Origin of the sequence: Corynebacterium argentoratense DSM 44202, assembly GCF_000590555.1 — a bacterium.
In the GTDB taxonomy this organism is placed as follows: domain Bacteria; phylum Actinomycetota; class Actinomycetes; order Mycobacteriales; family Mycobacteriaceae; genus Corynebacterium; species Corynebacterium argentoratense.
The window spans coordinates 952,431-965,056 of record NC_022198.1 but is presented as its reverse complement, the minus strand read 5'-3'; the positions used below and the strand labels follow the sequence as shown (position 1 = coordinate 965,056).

9 protein-coding genes are annotated in these 12,626 nt (G+C 59.7%); 6 read left to right on the top strand and 3 right to left on the bottom strand.

Annotated features, from left to right (window positions below; translation table 11 throughout):
- Positions 1-15 precede the first annotated feature (15 nt).
- Together fepB and CARG_RS04655 are read right to left on the bottom strand one after the other, a co-directional pair.
- Positions 16-1,119, bottom strand: a complete 1,104-nt coding sequence (gene fepB / locus CARG_RS04660) for a Fe2+-enterobactin ABC transporter substrate-binding protein (protein WP_081761607.1) — start codon at positions 1,117-1,119, stop codon at positions 16-18.
- Between the two features lie 90 nt (positions 1,120-1,209).
- On the bottom strand, positions 1,210-2,490 hold the full coding sequence (locus CARG_RS04655) for a glycerate kinase (protein ID WP_081761707.1): 1,281 nt from the start codon (positions 2,488-2,490) through the stop codon (positions 1,210-1,212).
- A gap of 628 nt (positions 2,491-3,118) precedes the next feature.
- On the opposite strand from CARG_RS04655, the gene arc reads away from it, so the two are divergent.
- Both arc and dop read left to right on the top strand, forming a co-directional pair.
- Positions 3,119-4,687 (top strand): proteasome ATPase, encoded by a 1,569-nt coding sequence (gene arc, locus CARG_RS04645; RefSeq protein WP_041747440.1) that lies wholly within the window; start codon positions 3,119-3,121, stop codon positions 4,685-4,687.
- 5 nt (positions 4,688-4,692) lie between these two features.
- Positions 4,693-6,267, top strand: a complete 1,575-nt coding sequence (dop, locus tag CARG_RS04640; RefSeq protein WP_020976245.1) for a depupylase/deamidase Dop — start codon at positions 4,693-4,695, stop codon at positions 6,265-6,267.
- Positions 6,268-6,342: 75 nt separating this feature from the next.
- Here dop and CARG_RS04635 read toward each other — a convergent pair whose 3' ends face one another.
- Positions 6,343-8,481: an HtaA domain-containing protein gene (locus CARG_RS04635; RefSeq protein WP_020976244.1), complete on the bottom strand. Its 2,139-nt coding sequence runs from the start codon at positions 8,479-8,481 to the stop codon at positions 6,343-6,345.
- Between the two features lie 113 nt (positions 8,482-8,594).
- Here CARG_RS04635 and CARG_RS04630 point away from each other — a divergent pair, with 113 nt between their 5' ends.
- The 4 genes from CARG_RS04630 to tatA are packed head-to-tail and all read left to right on the top strand — an operon-like array spanning position 8,595 to position 12,610.
- Positions 8,595-8,780: a ubiquitin-like protein Pup gene (locus tag CARG_RS04630; RefSeq protein WP_020976243.1), complete on the top strand. Its 186-nt coding sequence runs from the start codon at positions 8,595-8,597 to the stop codon at positions 8,778-8,780.
- A 2-nt stretch (positions 8,781-8,782) separates the two neighbouring features.
- Positions 8,783-10,192, top strand: a complete 1,410-nt coding sequence (pafA, locus tag CARG_RS04625; RefSeq protein WP_020976242.1) for a Pup--protein ligase — start codon at positions 8,783-8,785, stop codon at positions 10,190-10,192.
- Positions 10,185-12,266, top strand: coding sequence for a helix-turn-helix transcriptional regulator (locus CARG_RS09630; RefSeq protein WP_020976241.1), 2,082 nt, complete (start codon positions 10,185-10,187; stop codon positions 12,264-12,266). The genes pafA and CARG_RS09630 overlap by 8 nt, the downstream gene beginning before the upstream one ends.
- Before the next feature lie 29 nt (positions 12,267-12,295).
- On the top strand, positions 12,296-12,610 hold the full coding sequence (tatA, locus tag CARG_RS04615; protein WP_020976240.1) for a Sec-independent protein translocase subunit TatA: 315 nt from the start codon (positions 12,296-12,298) through the stop codon (positions 12,608-12,610).
- The last annotated feature ends 16 nt before the right edge of the window (positions 12,611-12,626 follow it).

Sequence of the window (12,626 nt, the reverse complement as noted above, 5' to 3'; positions counted from 1 at the left end):
CTCAGCCGGAAAAGCCTACTTCTTGTAAATGTCAACGACATGATTGAGCATGTCCAGAGCAGCGTAGTAGTCCAACTTGAAGGAAGGATCACCCAGCGCATACACCTGCTTATTCTTGACCGCCGGAATATTCTGGAAACGCTGATCAGCCAACAGTGCGTCAACATCAGACTGATCATTACCCACCAGCAGAATCTGCTCCGCCGTCAACGCCTGATTCGCCTGCTCCTCGGAAGTAAACGCGAAGTCAGTGCGCCCCTTCTCTGCAGTCACACCAGTGTCAGCAACCTTAACGCCGACCTCCTCCAGGATTTTCGCCTGAGGTGCCGTAGGCAAGCCCACATTCAGACCTTTATTGCCGGAGTACACAGCAATATCCACCGGCTCAGCAGGCGGAGTAATGGACTTCTTCGCATCCGCAACCTTCGAATCGAAGTCCTTAATCACCTGTGCTGCCTTATCCTGCAAGTTGAGCAGATCGCCCAGCGTGGTGGTTACTTCCTCCCAACCATGACTGTTGTAATCAACAACCACAGTCGGTGCCACCGCAGCTAGCTGGTCATACTGCTCAGCGAAGCTGTCGCCACCGGTTGCAGAAACCACGATCAGGTCCGGGTCCTCCGCAATGATCTTCTCGACATCCAAATTGCCGGAATCAAACAACGGCTCAACGCCGCGCTCATCAGCAATGTTGGCCCACTGATCAAACCAACCATGCTCGTCGAAACCCGGGGTGTTCGGCTTCGAACCGCTGGTGCCGATCACCGGGGCATCCAGAGAAAGCAACGTGCCGGTCAGCACCACCGAGGTCGATACGATGCGCTTCGGCTTAGCCGGAATCTCCACAGTCCCGCGAGCGTCAGTCACCGTGCGCATCTCGTCTGCACCAGCGGCTGCGCTAGAGCTGCTGGTATTTGTGGCGGCTTTGCCGGAACTGGAGGAACCCGATTCCTCGGAGCAAGCAACCAGGCCGAGGCTCAAAATGCCGGCAAGACCCAGAGCTGCCAATCGTCGCGAATGCACGCCGACTGCCCGAGGGGTGGTTGCACTAGTCGAGCCTGATCGAGTCTGCGACCGGCCAAAGCAGGTTGATTTCGGGAGGGAAGATTGATGCTTCATGCGAAGTTGCCTTTCGTCGTGTTCGAGTGGTGGACCGAATGACAAGGCTAACTTCAATCACTTTTAATGTCAACCTAAAGTTTGATTTAGCTAGACATAAATTGTGACCTCGCAGCATCGTGCCAAGCGGGAACCAGCTTCCTCGCACCACCGGGCAGTATCCGCCATCGACTCCTGGGCACTACCCGCCAACTCGCTCAAGTTCATCACTGCACGAAACACCCCCGCGGCGTCATCATCCCTGATCGCCCCCGCAACCAACGCGCACGGCACACCATGGCCGTCCGCAATCTGCTTCACCGCCGCAGGCACCTTACCCTGCAATGACGTCGCGTCGAACGCACCCTCTCCAGTAATCACCAGGTCAGCACGGGCAATCTGCTCCTCCAGCCCGATGGCCTCCGCAACATGGCCAGCACCCGGAAGCAGCCCCGCCCCGAGGGCCTTCAACGCGAAACCCACACCACCCGCTGCGCCAACCCCGGGAGTGGTGATCGAGAGGTCCACATCGCAAGCCTTAGCGCCGGCATCGGGACGGGCGTGTCGATGGACGTTGGGACAGGCGGGTGGATGTTTAGTGAAAGCCTCAAGCAGCAAATCAGCAAAGCGTTCGATAGCGGCTTCGGCGTGATCAAAATCCACCGGCTTTAATCCCTTCTGCGAACCAAACGCCTGCACAGCACCCCGCGGGCCAAGCAGTGGGGCAGTCACATCGGTGATCACGTGAATATCGACGTCGCGCAAAGCGCCGAGGACGTCAGCGGCAGGGGAGAGGTCGATCGATGCCGCCGACGCGACCCCTTCGAGCCCCGCGGCGATGGGCTGCCCCTTCGCATCCTTAATACTCACCCCCAGCGCCTGCAACATGCCCGCACCGCAATCAGTCGACGCACTCGAGCCAATGCCGACGTAAACAATGGGGCGGGAGCCTTCTGAAGGACCTAGCTTCTGTTGAGCATTCTCGGTCGCATCCTGTTCATGCTGATCGCGCTTTCTTCCCGCCACACTTGCCTGGAACTCCTGATGGGTGGCGAGAATCGCTTCGCGCAACGCATCCCCGAACGGGGCAGTACCGGCATGCCAAGGGTCCAGCTCTTCATACAGCTCGATACCGCATAGCTCCGCTAATTCCACCACCTTCGCCTCCGGACGCGCGGTGTTAAAAGCGCGGCGAGTGCCCTCCCCGCCGTCAGCCATAGGGGAGAGGATCAGCGTGTCCTCCGGGCAGACCTGGCGCCAACCTGCGGCTATGGCGTGCGCGACGTCATCACTGTTCAGGCTTCCTTTGAAGCTGTCCGGGCAGACAACCACGGTGCGGGCATTACGTCCGGCGGAGCTATGTGGAACTTCTGTGGTGTGGTCGATGGCCATGCGCTTCACAATAGTCGCGGTGGATCCGTGCGGTGCGGACAGAATCAAACCCCAACCCGCGGATCCCTGCCAGCGGTCTAGCACAATTCGGATATTTCTTTGTGATGATATGGGCAATAATGGCCGTACTCAGCCAAAAACCCAAAGGCTTCTGGAATATGTGCGTCCTCGTAGAACCACGCAGAAGCATCGTGTCACTAGCCACACTGGTGCATCTCACACTTTGGTCAGCTGCCTACACCATCATTACCGTTTTGATCTGCATCCTTGCTGCTGTTGTTGCCATGAAGCTACTTGGCGCCGACCCTTCACCGCTGATCGGGACACCACGTGAGACTATTACGGTGATTACCCAAATGATTGGACTGTCCGTCGGGGCGAGCTGGTTTGCCGCCGCCAACGCACTCAGCCCCGCGCCCACAGAAGGCAGCCCCCAGCGACAGCCACCGATCAGTGTCCACCCCCTAAAGAGCGTCTCTAGAGTCATTTCATAAAAGAACTAGGCAAGCAGCAACGCGGCCAAAAAGTAGAGCACCGTTACCACCCACCCCCGCCTAGCCGCCTCCCACTAAACTAGATACCCATGAGCAGCGAGCCCCAGCAGCAACGCAACCCCTCCACTACTGGCATCCCCACCACCGGCGCCGCCCTCGACGCCAACAACCTCCGCCACCGCCTCACCCAACTCGAAACCCAAAACACCAAACTCGTCGCCATGCTCAAAGCATCCCGCGACAAACTCGCCGTACTCACCGAAGAACTCGAGGCCCTCGCCGCTCCACCCAGCGTCTACGGCACCTTCCTGGAAACCAGCGCCGACGGCATCAATGCGGAAGTCTTCACCTCCAACCGCCAGATGCGCCTCACCGTCAGCCCCACCATCGACAAAGCCGAACTCGACGCCGGAAAACTCGTTCGCCTCGGCGAAGGCAGCCAAATCGTCGAAGTCTGCGGCTACACCACCTCCGGAGCGGTCGCGCAATGCAAAGACGTCATCCCCGGTGGGCGCGCAATCGTCGTCGACAGTGCCGGTAACGAACACGTCGTGCGCCTCGCGACGTCATTAATCAACACCAACACCACAACAAAAACTCCGAGTGGTGACGCCGCGGGGGTCGCTGCGGGAGACAATCTTCTGGTCGACACCAAAGCCGGCTACGCCTTCGAAGTTCTACCGCGCGCGGACATCGGCACTCTTGCCCTCGAAGAAGTCCCCAACGTCACCTACGCGGACATCGGGGGACTGGGGCAACAAATCGACACCATCCACGATGCCATCGAGCTGCCCTACACCCACCCCGAATTATATGAGCGTTTCGAACTGACCCCGCCCCGCGGTGTGCTGCTGTACGGGCCTCCCGGGTGTGGCAAAACTCTGATCGCCAAGGCAGTGGCGAATTCCCTGTCCAGCCGTGGGGGCGGCCGCACGCGCTTCATCAACGTTAAAGGCCCGGAGCTGCTGAACAAATACGTCGGCGAAACCGAAAGGATGATCCGGGCGATCTTTGAACGCGCCCGAGAGCTCGCCCGCGATGGGCAGGCAGTGGTCGTCTTTTTCGACGAGATGGAGTCGATCTTCCGCACCCGCGGCTCCGGCGTCAGCTCCGACATGGAGACGACTGTGGTCCCGCAGTTGCTGGCGGAGCTTGACGGTGTGGAGGAGCTCGGCAACGTCATCGTTATCGGCGCTACTAACCGGGAAGAGTTGATCGATCCGGCGATCTTGCGCCCAGGTCGTTTGGACGTCAAAATCCGTGTCCAGCGCCCCGACCGGCAGGCGGCACGTGACATTTTCGCCCGCTACATCACCGGCGCCATCCCCCTTGCCGCACCTCAGACTGAGCTTATTGACGCCGCGGTTGACACGCTGTTCACTCCGCGTCCGTTCGTGGAACTCACGCTGGTCGACGGCAGCACAGAGGTACTGAATACCAGTGATTTTGTCTCCGGCGCGATGATCGCAAACATCGTCGACCGCGCGAAGAAGTTGGCGATTAAACAGATCATTAGCTCCACGGCAGTAGGCGAGGGGGGCCTTTCCGCTCAGCATCTGATTGATGCCACCCTGGCCGAAGTGGAGGAAAATGAGGACCTTCCCAACACCTCGGATCCCGATACGTGGTCCCGAATTAGTGGGCGCCACGGCAAAAAGGTCGTTCACGCTAGGGTTCTGCCCCTCAACACGAAGGAAGCGTAGAAACAATGGTTGGTTTTATCGGCACCGAAACCGAGTACGGCATCGCGACCCCCACCGACCCTTATGCCAGCCCCATCGCCACCAGTACCCACGCGATCGTCGCATATTCACTGAAGCATCAGCATGCCCGCACTCGCTGGGACTTCGCCTCAGAATCACCCCTGCGCGATACTCGCGGCTTTGACCTGCGCCGTTACCACTCAGCACCCGTCATCGACCCGCATGCGCTGGGCGTTGCCAATCTAGTTCTGACCAATGGGGCCCGCTTCTATGTTGACCACGCGCACCCGGAGTACTCCGCACCGGAAACAACCAATGCCTTCGACGCTATGTTGTATGACGCCGCGGGGGATCGGATCATGCACGACGCCGTGCGGGAGGTCGCCGCGCATAGCGAGCGCAATCATTCTGTGTTGGAGGGGCATCCGCCGTGCCCGCCGCTAAAGATCTACAAGAACAATGTGGATGGTAAGGGGGCGTCCTATGGCACTCACGAGAATTATTGCTACGACCGTAACGCGGTGGAGTTCGATGATCTCGCGGCGTCATTAATCCCATTTTTCGTCTGCCGGCAGGTGGTGATCGGCGCCGGCCGCGTCGGTTTGGGCGAGCGTTCCCAGGAGGCAGGTTTTCAGATCAGCCAGCGTGCGGACTATATCGAAACGACTGTGTCGCTGGAAACCACCCTCAACCGGGGCATTATCAATACTCGCGACGAACCTCATGGCGATCCCGAAGCAATCGGTCGTCTGCACGTCATCATTGGTGATGCCAACATGTCGCAGGTGTCGAATGTGTTGAAGCTCGGCATGACCAAGCTGGTGCTGTCTGCGATCGAGCAGGGCGCACGTTTTGATGACGTCGCGTTGGCGGATCCGGTGGCGGCGGTCAAGGTTGTGTCGAGGGATCTCGACTGCCGCGCGTCCTTGGAGTTGGCGGACGGCCGTAGGCTCACGGCTTTGGAGATTCTGGCGGTGTACCGCGACAGGGTGGAGCAGACGCTGGGGGAGACCCTGGATGTTCACGATCGCCGGGTCCTGGATTTGTGGGACGAGGTCTGCGCCAAGCTGGCTGTAGATCCGTTGAGCACGTCCGACATGCTGGATTGGACGGCGAAGTTAGCGCTGATTCGCCGTTATGTTGACCGCGGCCTAGCTATGGATGATCCCAAGGTTGCTTTAATTGATCTGCAGTACAGCGACATCGACGAGTCCAAGGGCTTGTACTATGCGTTGGTGCGCAAAGGATTGATGCGCACGCTGGTCACCGCTGACGATATTGCCCGCGCCATGGCGGAGCCCCCTGCGGATACGCGCGCGTGGATTCGCGGAACCGTGCTGCGGTGTTTCGGCGATGCTGTCGTGGCGGCCAATTGGGACAACGTCGTCGTCGATGTGTCTAGGTTGAAAGGCTCGTCTTCGGGTGATGACGCCGCGGGGGTTGATGCTGTCGAGAAAACCGTCTCTCTCACATCTCTGTGCTGCGGCACGCGTGCTGAGGTGATGGGGGAGACCCCCACAGACGACAGCACCGCCTTGTCGGAACGCGCAGCTGACTGGATTCGACAGCGCGCGGTCTAACAAGGCGGTGCGAGGTAGCGGGCGACTAGCGCCCGCCGGGGTGGTACCCGCAAGAAATCTCCCGGCGGATTGTGCCTAGCGTTTGGTTGCTGCGGCGATCATCGCGGCAACCTTAGTGTGCAGGTCCGGAGCGAAGGTTTTAAGCACCGTGCTGATCAGACCGAAGATAGTTGCTAGGCCGCCAGCGATAGCAACGACTCCGAGGAGCTTCTCCCAGATGCTTCCGGGAGTAGCAGAGCTAGAACCACCGGTTGGAGGCTCCTTGTCTACCGGAGGCTTGGGATCCGCAGGGGGCTTCGGGTCTGCGGGGGGCTCCGCCGGAGGATTGTCCCATTCAACGATGTCACCCATGGTCACGACGGGGACGGATGCGTCCTTCTGCTCGCCGGGCTTGGTGACCACCAAGCGCTTGATGCCGGTGAGGTCATCGTAAGAGTTCGGAGGCACAAAGGTGTCCAGCACGTAGACAGATGCATCTTTGCCGACGAGCACAGTATTACTTTCGTGCTTGGCGGTGTCCTTCATACGGTCACCGAGTGCGGCTTTAGCCACCACAGTGCCGGTGGAGGGATCGACCGTGTACAGCGTGCTCTTCTCCTGAGCTGCAATCACGGCGTTACCGTCCTCGAGGAATCCGACGCCGGCGACCTGGGCAATGTCACCAAAGGGGCCGGGACCTGCATCAAGGGTAAATTTACCGTCTGCGTAGTGGCCGAAAACGATCCGACTGTTGTTCTTTTCATAAGCAGTGCCGTACTGGTTGTACATGACGATGCGGTTGTCGTCGACCACCACCGAGCGAATAGAATTATTCTCTTCGAATGCGGGCTCAAAAGCTTCGATAGGTGACACTCGTTCCGCCACGGATTCCTTGGCAGGTGAAATGTGCAGCGGGGTGGCGCCGCGCTTGGCTTCGCCGTCGCCGTAGGTCAGATTGTGGTCATAGACGAAGATAAACGTCCCGTCGTTCAAGCCCTGCATGCCAATATTGGAACCACCGAAGGTGGTGCCGTACACCTGATCCCAGTAGTTGCCGTTCAACTTGTATTTGGCGTACACGTCGGTGGATTTTGGAAGATCAACAGTGGTGGCCTCACCAGAAGAGGTCACGGTGGTGAACTTCGCATCGCTACCATCAAGGCTGAGAATCCCGTAGGTTCCGGCCGGAGTACTAGCAAAGGCAGTCGCGGTACCGGGGTAAGAGGCGAGCTCACGCGCTGCTCCAACCCCAGCGCTACTGACAGGCGCGGCATACACCGTGCCATCCTTGATCCAGATGACGTCGCCGCTTGAGGTATCAACGACGACATTATTGGAGCTATCAAAGGGCACGTCGAAGCCTTCGGAGATAGTGCGAAGGTCCGGAGATGCGACGACCCCCTTAGTGGTGCCCCAGTCGCTGGTCACAACAAAAAGGTTTCCATCTTTGAGCTGCAAGATTTTCTTCGCACCGTTGAAGTCAATGGTGGTGTCAGCAACCGTGGAGACGGTGTAGCCGTCCGGGGTCCCCTCCAGAGCATCCTTGCCCGGGTAGCTGAAGCTCAGGGAGTTAACGAAACCATGCTCGGCATAGAAATTGGAGAATGCCTGGTTACCGGCCGCGGTCAGTGCACCCGCCACACCGCGCCACGAGGTGACCTCCCCGAGCTCAGCGTCGGCAGTCTTGCCCTGGTTGAATCGACCGGCGTCAAAATCCACCACCGCGAAGTCAATGCGCTCCGGGCCACTCCACTGCTTAGTGGCGTAGTCGATAGTGTGGACGACCACCGACAGCATGCCCTTGCCGGTCCCCGGAACTGTCTTGATGGTGGGGTTGGACAAGGTCAAGTCCAACTGGCAGGCACCTCGCTGAGGATCTTCCGGATCCGCGCAATACTTCATGAAGTTCACGGTGCCGCCGTAATTAATACTGACGGAGCCATCCTCATTCTTATCGGTACCCAAGTAGGGCCACAGGTAGCTCTTACCCGATGCCTTGGCACCATCGAAAATATGGGTGGATCCGCCGACGTAGTTATTAAAGCTGGAGCGGATTCCCCATTCGAGCGCCAGGTGGTCAGCGTCGTATTCCTGCTTGGCACCATCGGTAGGGGTGATACCAATGGTCTCAGTCTGATCGGCGTAGGCAGCCGGCATGATGACGGTCGGGGCCAGAAGGGGAGCGCCGGTTGTGAGGGCCAGAGAAAGGCCTGTTAACAAAGCAAATTTTTTCACAGGCAGCACTATAACCCAGCCTAAGATAAAAAGCGTAGCCAATACTCATTTAAGCCCCCATTTGGGGCGTGTTGGGCGCCACACACTTCGGGGGCGTCCTAGGATACGACACTATGAGCACCAAACAGATCCACGGCGGCGGCCTGCCCAACGGTGACGACGCCGAGGCCACTGCAGGTCAGGTCCAGGCTAATTTTTCCACCCAAGGTGTGGACGACATCTTGGACGACATCGACGATCTCCTCGAGACCAACGCTGAGGAGTTTGTCCGTTCCTTCGTGCAAAAAGGCGGCCAGTAGCCATGCACCGGCGCATCATGGGTGTGGAGACCGAATACGGAATTCTCCACACCCCTGCCGACCCCACAAGCGCCCGTATGGGGCCAGACGAGGTAGCACGCACACTCTTCCGACCGGTTGTGGAGCAGCATGCGAGCTCCAATATTTTCGCGCTCAACGGGGCGCGCCTCTACCTCGACGTCGGCAGCCACCCCGAGTACGCCACCCCTGAGTGCGACAGCGTCGCCCAGTTGCTGGTCTATGATCGCGCCGGCGACGAGCTCTTCAACGACCTCTCATTGGAGGCGGAACAGCGGCTGCACGCCGGCGGCCTAGACGGCCAGGTGCTGCTGTTTCGAAACAACGTTGACTCTGTTGGCAACTCTTATGGCTGCCATGAAAACTACCTCGTCAGCCGCATGCACGTACTCAAAACCCTGGGCACAACGCTGCTGCCGTTCCTGGTAACCCGCCAGCTGATTGCCGGCGCCGGCATGATTAGCACCCCTCTGCCGGGCGCGCGCGGCGAGCACACCTATGAATACCTGTTGTCCCAGCGCGCAGACCACGTGTGGGATGGGGTTTCCTCGGCAACCACCCGTTCGCGGCCAATGATCAACACCCGCGACGAACCCCACGCTGACTCGCATCTCTACCGGCGTTTGCACGTGATCGTCGGCGATTCCACGATGGCTGAGCCCACGACCGCCCTGAAGATCTGCTCCACTCTGATGGTGCTGGAGATGCTCGAATCCGGCTGGTCACCCCGCAACTTTGAGCTAGATAACGGCGCAATCAAAGATATCGCACGCAACCCGCGTCTCGGACTCGAGGTTCAGCGTTATTACTATGACGCCGCGCGCGCCTTCTTCAACGACAACGCACAAGGCGTGCAGGTTGCATCACGTGAGCATCAGACGCACTCGCCTGAGCCCCTTTACGCCTACTGCTTGGATCTGTGGGGGCGCACCCTCGATGCGATCGACAGTGGCGACTACAGCACCATCGACACCGAGATTGATTGGGTAATCAAACTCAGCGTGATCCGTGCATACCAGAACAAGCTGGGTCTACATCCAGAGGACTTCACCCATCCCCAGCTCAAGCAGATCGACCTGCGCTACCACGACATCCGCCCTGGCAGGGGCCTGGCCAGGGTGCTCGAATCTAAGGGGAGAATCCGTCGACTCACCGACCCGCATGAGGTCGACAGGGCGAAAACCTACGGCCCCATAACCACGCGCGCCCATTTACGTAGCCGTTTCCTGCACGCTGCCGTAGAGTATGACGCCGCGGTGGGCGTTGAATGGATGCGCCTCAAGGTCACACGGCCTGAGCCCAAAGGTATTGAACTGGGCGATCCCTTCGCCAACGACAACGCCGATGTCGACGCTCTGATTGACTACATGCGTGCGCCGGAGTCACATGGCTGAACAAGATCGTTTCGCCGAACGCCTCACTAATCTGACTTTTGCTCTGCTAGGCGCAAACGGCCAGTATGTCAGCGCCGACTGGGTGCGCCGCAACGTGGCCGGCTACCAGGGCAAAAGCGACGAGGCCTTCCAGAAAATGTTCAAGCGGGACCGAAACGTGCTGCTTAAAATCGGTGTTCCCATCGATAGTCGCAGCAGTGCTCAAGGAACCCTCTACAGCGTGCACAAGGATTCCTACGAGCTACCACCGCTAGAGCTCAGCCCCGAAGAAGCCCGCGTTCTAGCCCTGGCCGGCGGGATGGGAGTGGCGGGAGAACTGTCAGCCTTCGCGCGTTCCGGCTGGACCAAACTTGCCTCCGCCGGCGCCGCCCGTGCCGACGCACAGCCCGGGGTCGGGGCGATGGGCGATGCCGGAAAACTCAGCCCCACAACACTCGACCGTTTCCTCCAGGCAACACGCAGCGCTAACTCAATTAGCTTCGACCACCGTGGCAGCCGCCGCCGGCTCGATCCTTGGGGCCTGGTGAGCCACAGACAAAGGCTCTACATGGTGGGCTTCGACCTCGACCGCGACGCACCCCGTAGTTTCCGCGCCACCCGGGTCACCGACGTAACAATCGAGGGCCCCATCACCCATACGCTCGATGCCGCCGAAGGTTTCACCCCACCGGGAGTCGCCATCGATCCCTCCGCAAAACTCGCGTGGATCGTCGATTCGACCTTGAGAACACACATGAGCATCGTCGATGCAACACTCGTGGTGCGCGACGGTACAGCCGCCGATCTCACCCGCTGGGCACAGCGCAGCAACAAAGCCGACGATCACAGCCCCGAAGGTTTTTCCACCTGGACGGTACGCGGCGCGGACCGCGTATGGCTGTGCGAACAAGCCCTCGCGTACTGCACCAGCGTCGAAATCATCGACCCACCCGAATTGCGCGAGCACATGCGCACCATGCTCCAAGCCGTCGCCGACGCCCACGCCGAACCCCTCGACGCCCCCTGTACAAACGCGGCGTCATCACTAGAAGCGCGCGCACCGCAACAATCAAAAGTGGGGGAGAGGCTCTCCGACATCGTCCGCATGCTCAGCCTGCTGCCTTACTTCGATGCGCACCCCCAAGCCACCGCTTTCGAAGCGGCCCGCGACCTCGGCATGACACCACAACAAGTCGTCACAGGCCTCGAACGGCTCTGGTGCTGCGGCCCGGGCCCCGTCGAACTCATCGACATGGAACAACCAACATTCCGCCGCGTGACCATCACAGACGACCAAGGAATGAACCGGCCCCTGAGACTCACCCGAACAGAAGCAGCAGCACTGCTACTAGCGCTCGACCAACTGTCCGAACTCAGCGGAGACACAGCCGCAATACGCAGCGCAGCCACAAAAATCCGCGCCGTCGCCGACTGGGAACAACCCTTGGCGACCATCCTCGACCGCCGGGGGTCATCCACGAACGACGCCGACGACGCCCGAGACCTCGCCACACTCAACATCGTCCGCGACGCCCTCGACACCGGCTATGACCTCGAATGCGACTACTATTCAGCATCCAAAGACACCACCACTGCCCGCCGACTCGCCCCACTACACCTGTTCGCAGTCGACGGGGCAGCCTACGTTCGCGCATGGGATTATGACGTCGCGGACACCCGGACGTTCCGCATCTCCCGCATGTCACACGCGCAGGTGGGTGCCAACCCAATCGACCGCGGCGTCATTGGTGCTACAACCGCCTTCGACCCCGCACGGCCCTTCGGATTCGAGCACAGCGAGCAGCTATGGCCCACCATCGCGCACTGCCTCATCGAGGACTCCTACACATGGATCGCAGACTTTGTGCCCATGAACCTCACCGGGCAAACCACCAGCGCCCCAGACGGCAGCACGCTGCACTGCGCGCGCATAAACTACACAGAACAACAATGGCTCACCCGCTTTATTCTGCGCAGCGGGGGACAGGCCCGCGTCTACGCACCCGACACCGCACGACGCCAAGTCCTAGAACATGCCCACACCGCACTAAAGGCGTACACTAGAGGCTTCGAAGGCAACGTGAACCTCACGTAGCAACCCCAGATAAACCCCTTGGAGTACACATGAGCATCGGCTGGCCCGAAGTAATTGGCATTCTTTTCCTAGTGATCCTTCTGTTCGGATCCACGAAACTTCCCGAAGCTGCACGCTCCGTTGGACGTTCCATGCGCATCTTCAAATCCGAAATAAAGGAAATGAGCGAGGACAACAACCCCAACCAACTTCCCGCCTCCCACCCCGCCCAGCTGCAGCAGCCCGTGCAACAGCCCCAGCCAATGCAGCAAGGCCAACCCGTTCAACAGGCACAACCCGTGGAGCAGCCCGTTCAACCCACCACTAACCCGGTCAACCCCCAGCCCCCGCAGGGTCAGGCATAAACCCAGACGTTTTGCC

Bases quoted from the DNA above. Each gene is read 5' to 3' on its own strand.
- fepB (WP_081761607.1), bottom strand. From the start codon at position 1,119: ATGAAGCATCAATCTTCCCTCCCGAAATCAACCTGCTTTGGCCGGTCG.
- CARG_RS04655 (WP_081761707.1), bottom strand. From the start codon at position 2,490: ATGGCCATCGACCACACCACAGAAGTTCCACATAGCTCCGCCGGACGT.
- dop (WP_020976245.1), top strand. From the start codon at position 4,693: ATGGTTGGTTTTATCGGCACCGAAACCGAGTACGGCATCGCGACCCCC.
- CARG_RS04630 (WP_020976243.1), top strand. From the start codon at position 8,595: ATGAGCACCAAACAGATCCACGGCGGCGGCCTGCCCAACGGTGACGAC.
- pafA (WP_020976242.1), top strand. From the start codon at position 8,783: ATGCACCGGCGCATCATGGGTGTGGAGACCGAATACGGAATTCTCCAC.
- CARG_RS09630 (WP_020976241.1), top strand. From the start codon at position 10,185: ATGGCTGAACAAGATCGTTTCGCCGAACGCCTCACTAATCTGACTTTT.
- tatA (WP_020976240.1), top strand. From the start codon at position 12,296: ATGAGCATCGGCTGGCCCGAAGTAATTGGCATTCTTTTCCTAGTGATC.